This is a genomic window from Microcoleus sp. Pol10D4 (assembly GCF_036701555.1).
Taxonomy (GTDB): domain Bacteria; phylum Cyanobacteriota; class Cyanobacteriia; order Cyanobacteriales; family Microcoleaceae; genus Microcoleus.
This window is the reverse complement of sequence record NZ_JAUBRA010000006.1, coordinates 67,992-86,039: the sequence shown is the minus strand read 5'-3', so window position 1 is coordinate 86,039 and position 18,048 is coordinate 67,992. Positions and strand designations below refer to the sequence as shown.

Sequence of the window (18,048 nt, the reverse complement as noted above, 5' to 3'; positions counted from 1 at the left end):
GTAATTGGTAATTGATAATTAGTGCTTTTTACCTTCAGCCTTCAGGGTTCAGAAAACTGTTCTAATTCTAAAACTGTGCGGTCTAATTCTTCAACTATAGGCGTTAACTCAGCTTGGCGGAATGCTTCTACTAAAGAACGATAATACCAGAGAGAACCGTCTTTGCCACCTTTGAAGCGTTCCCAAACAGTATCTCCTAATTGACGGGAATCTTTCAGGATCGATCGAACATTATAAAGTTTATCAGCAGCCGAGACTAATCTTACTGAGGCTGAAGCTGTAGAAATGCGATCGATATAAGCTTGTTTTCGCTGTCGCCAAGGGGGTTTCGGCGTCTCGTCACTGTCGGTACAGCCGTCTACAATAGCTGTGACAGTATCCCCAAAGCGGCGGCGGATGGCTTCGCGGGTGGTGGCGCCGCCTTGATCTTCGATCGCATCGTGAAGCAAAGCTGCGATCGCCTCATCTTCATTTGCCCCATATTCTAAAGCTATACTAGCAGTGCCCAACAAATGGGCAATGTAGGGAACGCCGGAACCTTTGCGAACTTGGGTAGCGTGCAATTCGGCAGCATAGGTGAGGGCTTCAGAAAAACGGTTTGAGAGAATCATGAAAGTCACCTTTCTGAATTGCTATGATATATAAATTGTAGGGCTAAGTTGAAAAGACAAAATCTACCAAGTTCACTAAAATCGTCACGATGCGATCGAGAGCGAGCGCTTGTAAAGTTATAATCGTTAAACAGAGGTTTCGAGCATGACAGCTACTATAATTATACCAAAAAATGCCGACCAAAACTCAGAGCCAGAATTACCGAAAAATTTAGAAAACACAGCAGAAATTCCGCCAGAATTTGAGCAAGAAAAAGTCATATCTCTCGCAGAGTTTTTAGTCCACCCTCCCGATAGAATGGAATGGGTTGACGGCAACTTAGTGGATAAAACAGGAATGACATTTAAGCACAGTCTAGCTCAATCTAAATTAGCCCGTTACTGGGGAAATTACAAAGAGTCCAGCGGACAGGGAGGAGAAGTTCTCACCGAAATACTTTGCCGCACTAGCAAGCAGGGTCGCCGTCCCGATGTTGCTTACATTACTCCTGAACTTCTGCCACAATCAGGCAATTTTACAGCATTTTCCCAAAGTTTTCCTTTGATAGCGGAAGTTGCTTCCCCCGAAGATAGCGGCGAAGATTTATTCGCAAAAGCTCAAGAATATTTGGAATCAGGATGTTTAGAAGTTTGGTTGCTGTTTCCTGAAGCAAGATTAATATTTGTCAATGGGGGGCAAAGCTGGCGGTTGTTTAATGCCGATGAACTTGTTAACACTCAAAGTGTGCTTGCAGGTTTTAGCGTAGCCGTAAGTGAATTGTTGGCTTGAGGAATTTGTTAAAATAATATATTAAAATTACAAAAATAGCAGTTAAAACAATGGATTTTAATATGATTAACTTTAGGTTGAGACGGGGCTTAATGAGTATATTGGAGCGAACAAACATAATTCAATATCCTATAAAGGTAACTTTGAACTCTTGATAAATTCGCTCGTGTCCCAACTATAAATTTCTGTTATTTCCAATTAACTCAAAGGCGTTTTTCTGGATTTTAAAGAGTGTGCAGCTCAGCTTCATCATAATGGACGAGTAATCAATTTTTCTTAGTCTGTTACCCGTTTAATTTTGCCTACTTATGGCGTTTACTGAAGAACAAAAGCAGCGGTATATCGCTCTTTTGTCACTCTGGGAAGACTATAATCAAGGAAAATCGCTGAAACCTGGTGCCTGATTATGATAGCGCCGAGGGAGTCATTCCTGTAATTGAAGATGATCCTGATTTCCACTTTTCCTCCGCCTGGACAGACAAAAGAGCGATAGTTTTAATTATCGAGCTGCATAAAATATTGAAATCTCAACTATCAATTAAAACAGGGCGGCGGCTAACAACAGCCACCGCCCTCCAGATAGTATTGGGCTATCTAAATCTGTGCTTACGCAGGAAGCAAGACTGAATCAATAATGTGGATGACGCCATTATCAGCAGCAACATCGGCTGTTGTAACGGTAGAATCATTGATTTTGACGCCATTGGAAGCATCAATTTTAACTTCTGAACCTTCCACTGTCTTGGCAGATTTCAGCTTGACCACATCAGCGGCCATAACTTTGCCAGAAACGACATGATAAGTCAAGATTTTTGTCAGCTTAGGAATGTCCTTAAGCAGTGCTTCTACAGTACCTGCGGGAAGCTTAGCAAAAGCTTCGTCAGTAGGCGCGAAAACTGTGAAGGGGCCAGCGCCTTTGAGAGTATCTACTAAACCAGCGGCTTGGACTGCAGCAACTAGGGTAGTAAAAGAGCCTGCCGAAACGGCGGTATCAACGATATCAGCCAAGTGAGTCACCTAGTTTTTGTAATCTATAAATCACTATAACGCTAAAAAGTTAATTTAGCTACATTAATTTTTTCTCTGGTTCTGTCTGGTTTTCTGATTATTTAAGATAGCATTTTTTATTCAACTCTTGTCCTAAAATACCTATCTAAAGGTAGATATTTGTTTTTCCGTTTTACTGTATTTTTATTTATTCATGTAATCCTAAATACATTAGTAAGACGATCGCCCCTGCGCGCTGTTTAAAGGTAAACGCAGGGGCGAGACAGCATCGCCCCTGCTACGACATTTTGATTGACTTGGCAAAACACTCAACCTTCAGCGCAGCGCTAACACCTTACAAAAACCCGCCACCCCGACTGATGGCAACAGTTTGGGAAATCCCGATTTAAACTGTTAACAACCATTAATTAGGGGAAGAGTGACATGAGATACAAACTACTAGGTCACAGCGGACTTCGCGTTTCCGAAATCTGCCTCGGCACTATGACTTTTGGGGAAGAGTGGGGTTGGGGGAGCTCCTACGACGAAAGCCGTAAAATGTTCGACGCCTTTGCAGAAGCGGGCGGCAATTTCATTGATACCGCGAATCTCTACACCAACGGTACTAGCGAAAAATATGTCGGTGAGTTCATCGCAGCCGATCGCGAAAAATGGGTAGTTGCCACGAAGTATAGCCTCAACATGAAGAATGGCGAAATCAATGGTTTCGGCAACCACCGCAAAAATATGGTGCAAGCAGTAGAAGCAAGTTTGAAGCGATTGCAAGTTGATTACATAGATTTGCTGTGGCTGCACGCTTGGGATTTTACGACACCCGTTGAAGAAGTAATGCGCGCTTTTGACGATTTGGTGCGCGCCGGCAAAGTTCTTTACATAGGCATTTCCGATACGCCGGCTTGGATTATTTCTCAAGCAAATACGATCGCCAATCTGCGCGGTTGGACACCATTTATCGGCTTGCAAATCGAGTATTCTTTAAAAGAGCGAACTCCTGAACGGGAGTTGATCCCTATGGCAAAAGCCTTTGATATTGGCGTCACAGCTTGGAGCCCCCTAGCAGCCGGTTTACTGACAGGAAAATACAACACTTCAGAAACAGCCAGTGAAGCTAAACGGCTGAATTCACCTGAATCGGGAAAAATTAACGAACGAGACCTCAAAATTGCTGACGAAGTTAGCAAAATAGCAGCCGAAATTGGCAAACCTGCTTCTCAAGTAGCTCTAAATTGGCTGATCCAACAACCAGTCGAAGTTATTCCGATTGTGGGTTCGCGCAAACTCTCACAACTTCAGGAAAATCTGGCCTGTTTGGAGTTTGAATTAACCCCGGAACAAATGCAGCAGTTAGACAAAGTAAGTGCAATTGAATTGGGTTTTCCTCACGATTTCTTAAAGAGTTCAACGGTGCAAGATTTTGCCTTTGGAGGAGGAATCGCCAAAATTGACAGCCGCAGACTGTAAAGTTGCTGCTATTTTCTAGTCGCGGGTTTACGTCGATATTTGGCGTTTGATTGCAGATATCGGCGAACGCGGCTTTAGAGGGATGATTGACATTTGTGCTGTGGGCGCGAGGTGAAACTGACGCCCACAGCGCAAATGTCATCACCTTGGTTTCTTGGCATCTACTCGCGCAAAATCTTAGGTTTATCGTTGCGGTTGCCTGGTTTCTTTCGTATTGTTGAGACAGGTCTTCTTCGGTGAGTTTAACCCCACTCTATAAACTGTCAATTGTTAATCTATCGGAAGTCAGAAATGTCGATTAAGTTTCTGTATATTAGGATACAAATTTACCAAATTAGAGATCTGATGAGTTAAAAAAAAGCAAGGTTTGTCAAATCAAAAAGCAACATAAACTTGATGGCAAATTTTCTCTCATCTTCAAATAAAGCAATAAAACTCGCTCTTTTTTCACCCCGTACCTGCCAGTTAAGAGTCATTTTACAAGGTCGATCGGCATTTTAACGGCTTTTGAACCCAGCGTGCAAGCTAGGTGTCTCCTGAGATAAAAGTCATCCTTCAGATAGAAGTTAGGGCAGAAAAACTGGGTTACATTTAACAACAATAGCAAGTCTAACAATAATAACTTATCTCTAAGTTTCAATTTTGAAAAAAGCAGATAAGCCTGTTTTTTCCGCAGCTAAACAGTTTCTTTGTTTGGCTCCCTGAATGCGGCGCTTGCTCGTCAATAAAAGTTCTCAGATTTATGCTTTCGACTTTCAGTAAGACAATGCTGAGAAATATATCCTATTGACCAGTTTTAACTGACAAATTTTCATTGACAAATTCCAGAGGCTAATATGTCGCCCCCAGAAAACTCAGTAAACAATAATTATAGCAATAAAGGTCGAGCATGGGAGATACGATTTACCTCTATAGATTCAGCCAAATCGCCCTCTCAATTCGCTACCTCGCCCGCATTGCGCGCCAACTTATCAAAAGGTGATGCTTTAGATGCACCGGATTTAGTTTGCCTGTCTCATCTGCGGTGGAATTTTGTCTATCAGCGGCCGCAACATCTCTTGAGTCGCTGTGCCAAAAATCGTCGCGTATTCTTTGTAGAAGAACCTATTTTGAGCGCGGCTACAGATTGGTGGCTTGATGTCAGCATCCACGAAAGCGGAGTCTGGGTAATAGTACCGCACCTCAGCGAAGGAACCAGCGAAGCAACAGCACAAACTGCTCAGCAAGCCATGCTAGATGATTTGTTTCGAGCGGCAGAAATTAGTCAGTACATACTCTGGTATTACACACCAATGGCTGTCAGTTTCACAAACCACTTAAAGCCGCTAGCTGTAGTCTACGACTGCATGGATGAACTGTCAGCATTCAAAGGCGCACACCCCGATTTAAAAACCAATGAAAATCAACTATTAAAGCGCGCTAGCGTAGTATTTACAGGCGGACACAGCCTTTACGAAGCTAAACAGCACCAGCACGAAAACATTCACCCCTTTCCCAGCAGCATCGAAAAAGAACACTTTGCGACAGCCAGGAATCTTTCAGAAGAACCGGCGGATCAAAAAGACATTCCTCACCCGCGTTTGGGATTTTATGGCGTCATAGACGAACGCATGGATATCGAACTGCTGGCGGGCATGGCCCAAGCAAGGCCGGACTGGCATTTAGTCATCATTGGCCCGGTGGTAAAAATCGATCCGGAAACTCTGCCAACTCCCCCCAATATCCACTATCTCGGCGGCAAATCTTATCAAGAACTGCCAGCGTATCTTGCCGGGTGGGATATAGCCATGCTGCCTTTTGCGATTAACGAATCGACTAAGTTTATTAGTCCGACGAAAACTCCAGAATACCTCGCTGCAGGCAAACCTGTGATTTCTACTCCGATCCGCGACGTGGTGCGACCCTACGGAGAAAACGGCTTGGTTCGGATTGCTAGCAATTCTGAAGAATTCGTTGCTTGTGCTGAAGAAATATTCAGCGAAAGTTCGGACGTTCGCACCAAATGGCTCAGCGAAGTAGACGCCTTTTTAGCAGACAATTCTTGGGACAATACCTGGAGCGAAATGCTGGGGTTGATCGAAAGTGCGATCGATGATAAAAGGCAGAAAGCCGAAGGCAGGATGAAAGTTTTAAGTTAGGAATGTTGAGGTTGAAGTTAAAGAGTTACACGTTACGGATTCAAAACTTAACACTCAACACTCCTCGCTGTATGTCCAATTACCAATTATTCCTTACCCTTACCCACAATCAGAGGTGTTTCAATGTTTGACTATTTAATCGTCGGAGCAGGATTTGCAGGTAGCGTCATTGCCGAAAGACTAGCAAATGAAGCCGGAAAAACAGTTCTGATAATTGATACCCGCAACCACATCGGTGGGAACGCATACGATCACTACGACAACCACGGCATCCTCGTACACAAATACGGCCCCCACATTTTTCACACCAATTCGCGCCCAGTTTTCGAGTATCTTTCACGGTTCACCGAGTGGCGGCCCTACGAACACCGCGTCCTCGCCAGCGTTGACGGTCAACTCCTGCCAATTCCGATCAATCTCAACACCGTAAACAAACTTTACGGACTGAATCTCACCTCATTTGAAGTAGAAGATTTCTTCGCGAAAGTAGCAGAACCAAAGGATTACATTCGCACTTCTGAAGATGTAGTTGTCAGCAAAGTGGGTCGCGAACTTTACGAGAAATTCTTCCGCAACTACACCCGCAAACAGTGGGGAATGGACCCGTCGGAACTCGACAACTCAGTGATTGCGCGCGTACCCACTCGCATTAACCGGGACGATCGCTATTTCACCGATACTTATCAAGCAATGCCGCTGCACGGCTACACTCGGATGTTTGAAAAGATGCTTTCTCACCCAAACATCAAGGTGATGCTGAATACCGACTACCGGGAGATTGAGGGTTTTATCCCTTACGGGGAAATGATTTACACCGGGCCGGTCGATTCCTATTTCAATTATTGCTATGGCAAACTTCCTTACCGTTCCTTGGAATTTAAGCACGAAACGCTGAACGTACCTGTACACCAAGAAGCACCGGTGGTAAATTACCCCAACGAGCATTTATATACTCGGTGCACGGAGTTTAAATACCTCACCGGACAAGAGCATCAAAAAACTAGCATTGTCTACGAATATCCCCAAGCTGAGGGAGACCCTTACTACCCGGTTCCGCGTCCTGAAAATGCCGAAATTTACAAGAAATATAAGGCTTTGGCTGATGCAACTCCGGGAGTCTCTTTCGTAGGAAGGCTGGCGACTTACAGGTATTACAACATGGATCAAGTGGTCGCTCAAGCTCTGACAACTTACAAACAAATTACTACCAAGCCGGTGATTGAATTGGTAGAAAATGTTAACGGTTCTGCCTCTAATGTAAGCTCCTCCAATGAAGTTGCCCCTCGCCCAGCAGCAGCTTCTCTAGAAGTCGCTGCTGTCAACAACGGCAACAGCAACGGCAACGGCAACAGCAAATCTGTTAGCAAGTAGCTGGAAGCTGCGAGTTACGGGTAAAAGGTAAGGTGCCCACGGAGCACCTTACTCGGTTTTCATCAAAAGTTATTTAATAATTCAAACAAACATTGAGGTGAAAATGAAAGTTATAGTTAAAATTGTTTTGTCTCATGAGGTTTTGGAAATTTCTCAATCTGCTCAGTTTCAGAAAGAAATACAGCGCCTAATTGAAAGCGGTGGCAAAATTATTATGCTGGATTTCTCAAAAATAAATTTCCTGAAAAATTCCGAGTTAATGGCTGTAGTGGCGATCGTGAAATTAGTTAGAGACAGCGAATGTATACTTTTGCTCTCTGCCATGAGCGAACAAGTTAGAATTCTATTTGAACTCACGGGACTACAGCAAATATTTCATTGTTTGCCGTTTGCCGAAGAATTTTCTCTCAAAAGTGAGCTAACTGAACCGTTAGGAGGTTTGCAAAGTCTTGCTAGCTAGAGCGAGAGGGGGAGAGGTGGAGAGTCAGTGATAGGAAAAATATTCCTGGTTTTTTCTTCTTTCTTTTGATTAATGAGTTCAGCACAAGAGATCCTTCAGATGAGGCTGTTTTAAGGTGCAGAACTTTTGCAAATTAATCAGCAAAAAACTTGTCAAAGTCGGGGCAATTGTCGCTAACCTATATATATAACTTCAGGTAGATGTGCCGATGAGTTGGTTAGGTAGAGAACTAGAAAATTGCGAGATAGAAGAGTCTGCAACTCTTGATAGTAAGGTGACAGTTCAAGGACGGAAAACAGGTTATCCGCGCCCCCAACTGCGCCGGAGCAACTGGATTTGTCTCAATGGTCAGTGGAGGTTTGCTTACGATGACGCGGGCCACTGCGTGCAGCCGATCGATATTTCTGAGTGGACTCACACTATAGAAGTGCCGTTTGCTCCAGAATCGGCAAAAAGCGGGATCGGCGACACGAATTTTCACGCCAACTGCTGGTATGAACGCGAATTTGACATACCTCACACAGAAGGCAGAGTTCTCCTCCACTTTGGGGCCGTAGACTACCGCGCCCGCGTCTGGGTGAACGGTCAGTTTGTCATCGAACACGAAGGCGGACACACTCCTTTCACTGCCGACATTACAGCAGTTGTGAACTTCAACGGGCCGCAGCGGGTGACAGTCTGGGCCCAGGACGACCCGCAAGGTTTGGAGCAACCGCGCGGCAAGCAAGATTGGCAAATAGAGCCACATAGTATTTGGTATCCGCGCACGACAGGCATTTGGCAGACAGTGTGGGTAGAATTGGTGCCTCACACTTATATCGAGCGCATCCGCTGGACTCCCCAGTTTGAACGCTGGGAAATCGGTTTTGAAGCGTTTGTCGCGGGCGATCGCCAGTCGGGAATCCAGATTAAAGTTAAACTGTCGATCGGCTGTCTGCTGCTGGTCAACGACACCTACGAAGTCCTCAATGGCGAAATCCACCGCCGCATCGCCCTCTCCGACCCTGGTATCGACGACTACCGCAACGAATTGCTGTGGAGTCCCGAAAAACCGACGCTAATTAACGCTCAAGTGCAGTTGTGGGCAGACGGCAAACTACTCGACGAGGTTAAATCTTATACCGCCATGCGGACGGTCAGCATCCAGCGCGATCGCTTCATGCTAAACGGCCGCCCCTACTATTTGCGACTGGTGCTCGACCAAGGTTACTGGCCCGACACCATGATGACTGCCCCCTCCGACGAAGCTTTGCGGCACGATGTCGAATTAGTCAAAGCAATGGGTTTCAACGGCGTCCGCAAGCACCAAAAAATCGAAGACCCCCGATTTTTGTACTGGGCTGACGTGCTCGGGCTCTTAGTTTGGGAAGAAATGCCCAGCGCCTACCGTTTCACTCCCAAAGCCGTGCAACGGCTGACGCGGGAGTGGACGGAAGTCATTGAGCGCGACGGCAGCCACCCCTGTATCGTAGTCTGGGTGCCGTTCAACGAATCCTGGGGAGTTCCGAATTTAGTCGAAGCAGCCGCCCACCGCAACTACGTGCAAGCGCTGTATTTCTTGACCAAAACCCTCGATCCGACTCGCCCCGTCATCGGTAACGACGGCTGGGAAAGCATCGATACCGACATCCTGGCGATTCACGACTACGACAACAACCCGCACACCCTAGCCAAGCGCTACGGGCCTGAAGTCCAGCTAGCGGATTTGTTCGATCGCGGGCGTCCCGGCGGGCGAGTCCTCACCCTCGACGGGCACCCGCACCAAGGACAGCCGATGATGCTGACAGAATTCGGTGGCATCGCCTGCGCCGGTCGCGAAAACCCCGATTTTTACAGGGTTTGGGGCTACGTGCGCGCGTCGGACACCCAGGAACTGCAAAGGCGCTACAGCGCGCTGTTGAAGGTGGTAAACCAAGTGGAAATGTTCAGCGGATTTTGTTACACCCAGTTAACCGATACTTACCAAGAAGCTAACGGTTTGCTGTATGCCGATCGTACTCCCAAGTTTCCCATAGAGGTGATCGCAGCGGCAACTCTCGGCTGGGATATTCCCGAAGAAAGTTCACAGCCGCAAGCTATTACTCAGTGCTAATCGGGCATGGGGCATGGGGCATGGGGCATGGGGGATCGGTTATTAGTTATTAGTTATTAGTTATTAGTTATTAGTTATTAGTTAATTGCTAACAATTACCAATTTCTAAATTCCTAATACCCAATGCCCAATGCCCCATGCCCCATGCCTAATGCCCAATGCCCAATGACCCATTACCCATTCGATTGATGTTTCAAAGTTTTTTCATGGGCGGATTTGAATGTTCCACCCACAGAGTGCAATCTGGAAAACGCCTCGATGTCACAGCCGCCACCGGTCACGATAAATTTGCAGCAGCCGACTACCAACGCTTGCAGGAACAAGGCATTTATACAGTCCGCGAAGGCCTCCGCTGGCACTTAATTGAACAGACACCCGGAAAATACGATTTTTCCAGTTCCCTGCCAATCATCCGGGCCGCCCGCGACATGAAAATGCAGGTAATTTGGGATTTGTTTCACTACGGCTGGCCAGACGATATTGATATTTTCAGTCCAGAATTTGTGTCCAGGTTTGCAAACATGGTGCGCGCTTTTATGGAAGTGCTAACTGAGGAAACCGACCAAACACCTTTCGTGACACCTGTTAATGAAATTTCATTTATTGCTTGGGCCGGCGGCGATGTCGCCTACATCAATCCGTTTGCCAAAGGGCGGGGAGACGAGCTCAAAATCCAGTTAATCAAAGCTGCGATCGCAGCGATAGAATCAGTTTGGGAAGTCAATCCCCGCACTCGCATCGTTCAAATCGATCCCACAATTAACATTATTGCCGATCCTGACAAACCGGAGGATCGGGACGCAGCGGAAGGTTATCGCTTATCTCAATATCAAGCTTGGGATATGTTGGCTGGACGTTTTCGCCCGGAACTCGGCGGTAAGGAAAAATATCTCGATATTATTGGGGTGAATTATTACGATCGCAATCAGTGGATTCACAATGAAGACCCGATGAAATACACCGATCCGCTGTACCGCCCGTTTCGTGAAATGCTGCAAGAAGTGTTTGAGCGCTACCGCCGCCCTTTATTCATAGCAGAAACAGGCACTGAAGACGATTTTAGACCTGTCTGGTTTAATTATGTGTGCACTGAGGTAATGGCGGCGATGAAAGCAGGAGTTCCGATAGAGGGAATCTGCTTGTATCCGATTGTTAACCATCCGGGTTGGGACGACGACAGGCACTGTTACAATGGTTTGTGGGATTATTGCAATGAATCGGGCGATCGAGAAATTTACCAGCCTTTGGCGGATGAATTGCAGTTTCAAAGGCAGCAGATTGAACCGTTGCTGAAGTTGCAGGATTGATAGCTGCGATCTAATTCTGTAGGGTGCGCTGCGGCGCACCTTAAGCTATTAATCTAATTAGGGCTTGCTGGATAAGTGCAGAAAGGTTACACGCCTTGGTTAGGTGATCGCACGATCAAGAAAAGTGTGCAAAATAAACAGGTAAAATAGTACAAAATCTTTGCATCACGAGCCTGCGCTCGTGTACATAAAAGCTGAGCTTGCTTCCCCCTCACCCTCCGACTTTGAACTCCCCTCATGTGGAAGGTTGTCACTCCTTAACCGTTGGGTAAAAATGGCCCAACTAATCCCGTGGGATGAATTTGAATCAGAATATGCGGCTAACTTCCCCGTAGAAAAGAGTGCACCCGCCAAATCATTTAGGATGGCATTAGGGGCATTAATTTTTAAATAAAAATTAGGAATTAGCGATCGTCCAATAGTAGAACAAATCCGGGAAAACCCCTATCTACAATACTTTATCGGTCAATGAAGCTACAGCAATGAGTTCGCATTTGACCCATCTTTATGAGTGCACTTTCGCCAAATAATTATAGCAATCCTAAATCATTATCAAGACTATGATGCAATTATATGCAATACTTGATTTGACAATAAAAAAATGAATAACTTACAACTGCAACAAAAAGATAGGGAAATAGAAATAGCTTATGAGAGAATCTTTCATTAAAAGCGATCTCGATGCCAGATAACTAAAACGAGCAATAGCTGTAAGGATGGCGATCTCAGGTAATATTTACCATGAAATTAGCAATATTTTAGGTGTAAGTAATTTTTTTATTGGTTATTGGAAAAAGCAATTTAAAACCAAAGGCATCGCCGGAATCAAACTAGGACATAAAGGGCGAAAAGGGTATTTAACAGCTCGACAAAATACTGAAGTAACCGAGTGGTTAAACAATAAATAATATTATAATTCAATACGGTTCAGTTAAGGCTCAAACCCTGGTAAGTTAGGTATGGTGTCCACAAAAGGAGAGCAAGTTAGCGTGCATCTCAAATAATTCTCACTTTTTATCTGCCAAAATCCCAAGTAAGGAGATATTCAACGCCATAGAGATAGCAATTCCAGCAAGTGCCATCGAACAAGCTATTGCGAAAACAAATGTTGAAGAAAAACGTCATCGCGCCTGCGCCAGCATAACTGGTAGTGTGTCTGGTAATCGCCATGAGCCTGTGGTCAAAAGATTCAATGCGGAATGTCTGAAAAATTTTAATTAATGGTCTTAATGAAGCATGGATAAAAATTGGTAAATATTGGCAGTTTCCATGTAAATCGGCAATTACTCAAGCCAGACAAAGATTAGGAGCAGGCGTGATGAGACAGTTGTTTCATTCATTAGTGCGACCAATGGCTACAGTTGAAACAGTAGGAGCTTTTATCAGCGAAGTCAGGGTCGTAGTGATAGATGGAACCTGCTTAGATATCCCCTCTGCGTGATGAAAATGCTAGGGCTTGTGGTCGTCCAGGAAGTCGTCCGGGTACGATAGCAGCGTTCCCCAAAGCTAGATTAGTCATTTTAGTAGAGGCAGGAACACATTTAATATTTTACGCCTTAATGTGTCCATATAAAATGGGATAAAGAGTAAGAGCGTTAAAGTTTTTACGTTCTGCAACGGCGGGAATGCTATTGATGTGGGATAGAGGTTTACATTCTTATGCGATGGTAGAAGCCACAGTCAGTAAAGGTTGTGAGTATTGGGGGCGAATTCCATCCCACGTTAAATTCTTAAACGAAACACAATTAGATGATGGTTCATATTTGAGTTGGATTTATCCATCCGGCAATTTAATAAAAAAAGGATTTCAGGCCATAAAGGTAAGAGTAATTGAGTACACAATTGAGAATTACTACAGCCCAGAAGCACAAATTAGATATCGTTTAATTACCAGCTTGTTGGACGCGGAAAATTTTCGGGCCCAGTTCCTTGCCTATGAATATCATCAAGGTTGGGAAGTTGAGAATACGATTGATGAACTGAAAGTATATTTATTAGGACGAAAAACTCATATTCGTTCTCAAAAACCAAAGGAGGGGGTACAAGAAATTTATGGTTTCCTACTAGGGCCCAAGATCGGTAAGGTCATTGATTTTTCAAACGGCAAGCAACTCAAGCATTTCACCCTTGCGTCTTTCTTTTACTGGCAGATTACGAGTTGTTCGTCGTGCGCTCCCAAAATTTCAGGGGTTACAACCACAGGCAATTCCCTTTTTTGGGCTTGGTTGACTTGGGAGATTCTTGATCAAAATATACCGGAAAGAGTTCCGAGAAACAACCCAAGAGTCGTGAAAAAGCCTGTCTCAAAGTTTCTGTCTAAACAAGTTAAACACAGAGGTACTGGAATCATAATGAATCCTCCTGATATTTATTGTTTGAAGCATTGCATAGCCTTAACTGAACCGTATTGACTTATAGGGGATTATTGACAGGTTTATTAACTCATAAGATCGGCAGCGATCGCCCCACCCAAATAGTCCTGAATCCACATCGAGGCCAGAAACCGGGTTTCTTCCTATATCTCTAGCCCAGAATCTGCGATTTTTCATAGAAACCCCGTTTCTTCGCGTAACTCCTACCAAATCAAAATCTGGCAATACCCTAAATATAATTAAAATTTGTTAAGATTAACTCGACCTCAGCGCCGGCATCCCATCCGCCGCTAAACCTGCCCTTCCCCAGTCCCCACAACAATGCTGCGACTCGAACACATCAGTAAAATTTACCCCACAGGCGTCGTACTCAAAGATGTCACCTGGGAAGTCAAGCCAGGCGATCGCATCGGCTTAGTAGGCGTTAACGGTGCCGGCAAATCCACCCAACTCAAAATCATCGCCGGCGAAATCGAACCCACCGCAGGCGAAGTTATTCGCCCCGCCAGCTTACACATCGCCTACCTCTCCCAAGAATTTGAAGTAGATCCGACTCGCACCGTCAGAGAAGAATTTTGGCGCGCCTTCAGCGAAGCCAACGATGTCCACGAATCCCTGATGCAAGTGCATCGAGACTTGGAAACCTCCACCCCAGAAAATCTCGACGAACTGATCCACAAAATGGATCGGCTGCAACGGCAATTTGAAGGCTTAAACGGCTACGGTTTAGAAGCCCAAATCGAGAAAATTCTGCCCGAAATCGGATTTGAACCCGAAGACGGCGATCGATTAGTCAGCGCCTTCAGCGGCGGCTGGCAAATGCGGATGAGTTTAGGCAAAATTCTCCTGCAAAAACCCGACATCCTGCTGCTAGACGAACCTACCAACCACCTCGACTTAGAAACCATCGAATGGCTGGAAGTTTACCTGAAAGGGCTGATAACCCCGATGGTAATCGTATCCCATGACCGGGAATTTCTCGATCGGCTTTGCACCCAAATCGTCGAAACCGAACGCGGCGTTTCCAGCACCTACCTCGGCAACTACTCCTCCTACCTGCTGCAAAAAGCAGAAGCCAGAGAAGCCCAACTCAGCGCCTACGAAAGCCAGCAAAAAGAACTCGAAAAACAGCAAGCATTCGTAGAAAAATTCCGCGCCAGCGCCACTCGCAGCACCCAAGCCAAAAGCCGCGAGAAACAGTTAGACAAAATCGAACGCATCGAAGCGCCCACAGGCGGATTAAAAACTTTGCATTTCCGCTTTCCCCCCGCACCCCGCAGCGGCCGCGAAGTAGCAATAATTGAAGATTTGGTGCATACCTACGGCGAAAAAATCCTATTTTTGGGAGCCGACTTATTAATTGAAAGGGGCGATCGCATTGCCTTTCTCGGTCCCAACGGCGCGGGCAAATCAACCCTGCTGCGGATGATTATGGGCTTGGAAAAGCCGACTGAAGGTACGGTCAAATTGGGAGGTCACAACGTCATCCCCGGTTACTTTGAACAGAATCAGGCAGAGGCCTTAGATTTGAATAAAACCGTGATGCAAACGATTCACGACGAAGTTCCCGACTGGAAAAATGAAGAAGTTCGGACTTTGTTGGGCCGTTTCTTATTTACGGGCGAAACAGTATTCAAACAGGTTGGCGCTTTAAGCGGGGGAGAAAAAGCTCGCTTAGCTTTGGCAAAAATGCTGTTAACTCCCGTGAATTTGCTGATTTTGGACGAACCGACAAATCACCTCGACATTCCGGCGAAAGAGATGATGGAAGAGGCGATTCAGAATTATGACGGTACCGTAATTATCGTTTCGCACGATCGCTATTTCATCTCCCAAGTCGCCAACAAAATAGTCGAAATCCGGGATGGAGAGTTTCGCCCTTATTTGGGAGATTACCACTACTATCTGGATAAAATTGCTGAAGAAAAAGAGCTAGCCAAGTTAGCCAAACTTGAAGCTGAAAAAGTGGCTAAAAAAGCCGAAAAAGAAGCGAAGAAAAAAGCAACAGCTAAGCAAAAATAAAGTCTCAAAAACCAAGAAATCAGGACACGGCATTGCCGTGTCCCTACAATATTAACGAGCACCTCTACCACCCGACTTCTGCCGAAAAAATGGCTTTTTGGAACTCAGACACTCTTTCAAATCATCATCTAAATCCCTAGGAAATCCATAATCTGCCGTATACTTACTCAACTGATTCCTTTGACCAAACAAAAGAGTTCCTTGATCTTCCTGAAATAGCAATGTACCGCCAAATCCGTTGATTTCGTATAATTCTTGGCTGCTAGTATCTACCGCCACGGAAGCGACAGTAACTCCGTTAGAAGAAAAGCCTTTGAAGCAGATTCTATTTTGTTTCTCAGCAATCTGAATGTATCGAGAACCACCACCATGATAGACACCCACTTGCAAGGGTAAAGCTGCTAAAGACTTTCCAGGCGTAAGGCCTGTCAAAAACAAAATGATAAATCCCAACTTGATGCCGCAGTGCAGGTACTTCATTTATAAATAGAATCCAGATACTATTTAAGTTTTAACCCAAGATTCGATTAATCATCTGATTCGCCTGGGATGCATAACTCCCCCCAAATAAATTAAAATGATTCAAAATGTGATATAAATTGTAAAGAATTTTGCGTTTTTCATACCCTAAATCCAACGCCCAAACCTGATTATATCCTCGATAAAACTCTGCTGGAAACCCACCAAATAACTCCGTCATCGCAATATCAACTTCTCGATCGCCAAAATATGCCGCCGGGTCAAAAATCACCGGTTCCCCCGCAGATGTTACCCCCGCATTCCCCCCCCACAAATCCCCGTGAACCAGCGAAGGTTGCGGTTCGTGGCCTGCTAACAACTCAGGAATTACCTCTAATAAACGTTCCCCTTGCGGAAAATGACCGCCCCGACGCTTAGCCAATTTTAACTGATAACCAATCCGATGTTCTGCCCAAAATTCTGCCCAATTTGCCGTCCAATTATTAATTTGCACCGTTGAGCCGATCGTATTATTAATATCCCACCCAAAACATCCCCTTAGCAAGGTTGAGTTCGCCTTTTCTCCCCCCCTTAGCAACGGGGGGTTGGGGGGAGTGTATTTGTGCATTTCGGCGAGTTTTCGCCCCATTTCTTCCCAAGCTCGATCGTCCCCGCTACTTCTCAAATCCAGCCATTCCAGCACAATATAAGCTGAATTCCCCTCCGTTCCCCAGCAAATCGGCTCAGGTACTCGAATCGTCTGGGTTTCCCCCATTTGCTGCAAACCCAGCGCTTCTGCTTCAAACACCGCGACTTGGGAAGCTTGATTGATTTTCACGAAGTAAGTGCGGGAACTGCTGCTGATAGAATAGCCTTGATTGATGCAGCCACCGCTGACGGAACGGCGATTGTCTATCGAAAATGTTTCTCCGGTTGTTTCACAGATGTGCGCGGCAATTTTGTCCCACATAGCATAAAATCGTGTTGAGGGTTGAGGGCGATCGGAATTACTTTAACAGGTATGGCAACTTAATCAGCAAAAACAACAAAGCCCCTATCTGAATATCAGAAAGAGGCTGTGTATTGTCAAATAGAAGAGACTGTTGGCGATTGGAGTTTAGACGAAGCAGGTCAAAAAGTACGATCGCTGTGAGACTAGCGAACAGTTCTCAAGAACGGCAACGGTTGCTGGCGATCAGCTATCAGGTTCAACAATAAGATAGATGCCAGCGACCGTTGACGTTTTCGGAGACTTGCAATTTGAAAAAAAAACTGCCTGCGATAGTTTCAACAGACAGCATCAGGGTAGAAGATTGGGCGTTGCAGGTAATCAAGCCTCAGAATTTGCTGAAAAAAAAGCGAAAATAGTGATTATTCTTGATAATGTTAGTTTTCACAAGAAAGAAGAGTACCTAAAAATAATTGAAACAGAAATGCCTAACCTTCATTGAGAATTCCTCCCCGAATACAGCCCCGACTATAACTTAATTGAATTAGTATGGCATTCGGTAAAAGAATATATTGCCAATAGACTTTTTACATCTATTGAAGAGCTAGAGTATTTATTACACCGCCTCTTAAATGAAGGGCAATTAATAATTAAATATGGTCGCACAATCAAAAACAAGGGTAATGTTTGTATCACAGTTTAAATGTGCAACAGCTTATCACTGATGGCTAATATGTGCCGTCCTTCTATATTTTTTTGGCAATGCCTCGATAGGCTTTGCACTAATTCCGATACGGTCACATTTTCATTCTCCAAAAAACGATAGTATCCTAGTTGTTCAGCTCGATTTCGGCTGATTTGACGAATATTTACCGATTGATGCTGGCAAGAAAGCTTCATATAATGCCGCCCCCTTTTTACCAGCCTTTGGAGACCCAAGGCTGTTCCTTCGAGGAGGGAGGCGTGAATTAGTATAGGATTGTCCACGGTTTATACCTTTCTCAAAACATGAGCCTAGTTTACTTTGAC

14 protein-coding genes and 4 pseudogenes are annotated in these 18,048 nt (G+C 45.1%); 12 read left to right on the top strand and 6 right to left on the bottom strand.

Annotated features, from left to right (window positions below; genetic code table 11):
- Positions 1-41: 41 nt before the first annotated feature.
- Positions 42-611, bottom strand: a complete 570-nt coding sequence (locus QUA36_RS05545) for an HD domain-containing protein (protein ID WP_333160278.1) — start codon at positions 609-611, stop codon at positions 42-44.
- A gap of 145 nt (positions 612-756) precedes the next feature.
- Between QUA36_RS05545 and QUA36_RS05540 the strand changes: the two genes are divergently transcribed.
- The gene (locus tag QUA36_RS05540; protein WP_333456023.1) at positions 757-1,380 is read left to right on the top strand and encodes a Uma2 family endonuclease; all 624 of its coding nucleotides are present in this window, start codon (positions 757-759) and stop codon (positions 1,378-1,380) included.
- Positions 1,381-1,986: 606 nt separating this feature from the next.
- Here QUA36_RS05540 and QUA36_RS05535 read toward each other — a convergent pair.
- Positions 1,987-2,388 (bottom strand): fasciclin domain-containing protein, encoded by a 402-nt coding sequence (locus tag QUA36_RS05535; RefSeq protein ID WP_333053794.1) that lies wholly within the window; start codon positions 2,386-2,388, stop codon positions 1,987-1,989.
- 423 nt (positions 2,389-2,811) lie between these two features.
- On the opposite strand from QUA36_RS05535, the gene QUA36_RS05530 reads away from it, so the two are divergent.
- From QUA36_RS05530 to QUA36_RS31300, 8 genes and pseudogenes are all read left to right on the top strand, one after another.
- Positions 2,812-3,849, top strand: a complete 1,038-nt coding sequence (locus QUA36_RS05530; RefSeq protein WP_333453074.1) for an aldo/keto reductase — start codon at positions 2,812-2,814, stop codon at positions 3,847-3,849.
- Positions 3,850-4,685: 836 nt separating this feature from the next.
- A complete protein-coding gene (locus QUA36_RS05525; RefSeq protein WP_333456021.1) occupies positions 4,686-5,987 on the top strand; it encodes a glycosyltransferase family 1 protein in 1,302 nt (433 codons plus the stop codon).
- A gap of 123 nt (positions 5,988-6,110) precedes the next feature.
- A complete protein-coding gene (glf, locus tag QUA36_RS05520) occupies positions 6,111-7,358 on the top strand; it encodes a UDP-galactopyranose mutase (protein ID WP_333160287.1) in 1,248 nt (415 codons plus the stop codon).
- A 103-nt stretch (positions 7,359-7,461) separates the two neighbouring features.
- Positions 7,462-7,818, top strand: coding sequence for an STAS domain-containing protein (locus QUA36_RS05515; protein WP_333160288.1), 357 nt, complete (start codon positions 7,462-7,464; stop codon positions 7,816-7,818).
- Between the two features lie 208 nt (positions 7,819-8,026).
- The gene (locus QUA36_RS05510) at positions 8,027-9,910 is read left to right on the top strand and encodes a glycoside hydrolase family 2 TIM barrel-domain containing protein (RefSeq protein WP_333160290.1); all 1,884 of its coding nucleotides are present in this window, start codon (positions 8,027-8,029) and stop codon (positions 9,908-9,910) included.
- Positions 9,911-10,068: 158 nt separating this feature from the next.
- Positions 10,069-11,217, top strand: coding sequence for a beta-glucosidase (locus tag QUA36_RS05505; protein ID WP_333160292.1), 1,149 nt, complete (start codon positions 10,069-10,071; stop codon positions 11,215-11,217).
- 181 nt (positions 11,218-11,398) lie between these two features.
- A pseudogene (locus QUA36_RS05500) lies at positions 11,399-11,683 on the top strand (transposase); the annotation flags it as partial.
- Between the two features lie 238 nt (positions 11,684-11,921).
- The gene (locus QUA36_RS31300; RefSeq protein ID WP_445251299.1) at positions 11,922-12,125 is read left to right on the top strand and encodes a helix-turn-helix domain-containing protein; all 204 of its coding nucleotides are present in this window, start codon (positions 11,922-11,924) and stop codon (positions 12,123-12,125) included.
- A gap of 106 nt (positions 12,126-12,231) precedes the next feature.
- On the opposite strand, the gene QUA36_RS05495 is transcribed toward QUA36_RS31300, so the two are convergent.
- Complete coding sequence (locus QUA36_RS05495) at positions 12,232-12,387, bottom strand: hypothetical protein (protein ID WP_333456097.1); 156 nt, start codon at positions 12,385-12,387, stop codon at positions 12,232-12,234.
- On the opposite strand from QUA36_RS05495, the pseudogene QUA36_RS05490 reads away from it, so the two are divergent.
- Positions 12,362-13,446: pseudogene (locus tag QUA36_RS05490) on the top strand (IS4 family transposase); the annotation flags it as partial. The gene QUA36_RS05495 and the pseudogene QUA36_RS05490 overlap by 26 nt on opposite strands.
- Positions 13,447-13,910: 464 nt before the next feature.
- A complete protein-coding gene (locus QUA36_RS05485) occupies positions 13,911-15,611 on the top strand; it encodes an ABC-F family ATP-binding cassette domain-containing protein (RefSeq protein WP_333456019.1) in 1,701 nt (566 codons plus the stop codon).
- 51 nt (positions 15,612-15,662) lie between these two features.
- On the opposite strand, the gene QUA36_RS05480 is transcribed toward QUA36_RS05485, so the two are convergent.
- A complete protein-coding gene (locus tag QUA36_RS05480; protein WP_333160296.1) occupies positions 15,663-16,091 on the bottom strand; it encodes a hypothetical protein in 429 nt (142 codons plus the stop codon).
- A 31-nt stretch (positions 16,092-16,122) separates the two neighbouring features.
- On the bottom strand, positions 16,123-17,040 hold the full coding sequence (locus tag QUA36_RS05475; RefSeq protein ID WP_333456017.1) for a fructosamine kinase family protein: 918 nt from the start codon (positions 17,038-17,040) through the stop codon (positions 16,123-16,125).
- A gap of 355 nt (positions 17,041-17,395) precedes the next feature.
- Between QUA36_RS05475 and QUA36_RS05470 the strand changes: the two are divergent.
- Positions 17,396-17,722: pseudogene (locus QUA36_RS05470) on the top strand (transposase); the annotation flags it as partial.
- A 14-nt stretch (positions 17,723-17,736) separates the two neighbouring features.
- On the opposite strand, the pseudogene QUA36_RS05465 reads toward QUA36_RS05470, so the two are convergent.
- Positions 17,737-17,919: pseudogene (locus QUA36_RS05465) on the bottom strand (IS4-like element ISSysp3 family transposase); the annotation flags it as partial.
- Positions 17,920-18,048: the final 129 nt, after the last annotated feature.

Excerpts from the sequence above, each read along its gene's own strand:
- QUA36_RS05545 (WP_333160278.1), bottom strand. The coding sequence starts at position 611 with ATGATTCTCTCAAACCGTTTTTCTGAAGCCCTCACCTATGCTGCCGAA.
- QUA36_RS05540 (WP_333456023.1), top strand. The coding sequence starts at position 757 with ATGACAGCTACTATAATTATACCAAAAAATGCCGACCAAAACTCAGAG.
- QUA36_RS05530 (WP_333453074.1), top strand. The coding sequence starts at position 2,812 with ATGAGATACAAACTACTAGGTCACAGCGGACTTCGCGTTTCCGAAATC.
- QUA36_RS05525 (WP_333456021.1), top strand. The coding sequence starts at position 4,686 with ATGTCGCCCCCAGAAAACTCAGTAAACAATAATTATAGCAATAAAGGT.
- glf (WP_333160287.1), top strand. The coding sequence starts at position 6,111 with ATGTTTGACTATTTAATCGTCGGAGCAGGATTTGCAGGTAGCGTCATT.
- QUA36_RS05515 (WP_333160288.1), top strand. The coding sequence starts at position 7,462 with ATGAAAGTTATAGTTAAAATTGTTTTGTCTCATGAGGTTTTGGAAATT.
- QUA36_RS05510 (WP_333160290.1), top strand. The coding sequence starts at position 8,027 with ATGAGTTGGTTAGGTAGAGAACTAGAAAATTGCGAGATAGAAGAGTCT.
- QUA36_RS05505 (WP_333160292.1), top strand. The coding sequence starts at position 10,069 with ATGCCCAATGACCCATTACCCATTCGATTGATGTTTCAAAGTTTTTTC.
- QUA36_RS05495 (WP_333456097.1), bottom strand. The coding sequence starts at position 12,387 with ATGGCGATTACCAGACACACTACCAGTTATGCTGGCGCAGGCGCGATG.
- QUA36_RS05485 (WP_333456019.1), top strand. The coding sequence starts at position 13,911 with ATGCTGCGACTCGAACACATCAGTAAAATTTACCCCACAGGCGTCGTA.
- QUA36_RS05480 (WP_333160296.1), bottom strand. The coding sequence starts at position 16,091 with ATGAAGTACCTGCACTGCGGCATCAAGTTGGGATTTATCATTTTGTTT.
- QUA36_RS05475 (WP_333456017.1), bottom strand. The coding sequence starts at position 17,040 with ATGTGGGACAAAATTGCCGCGCACATCTGTGAAACAACCGGAGAAACA.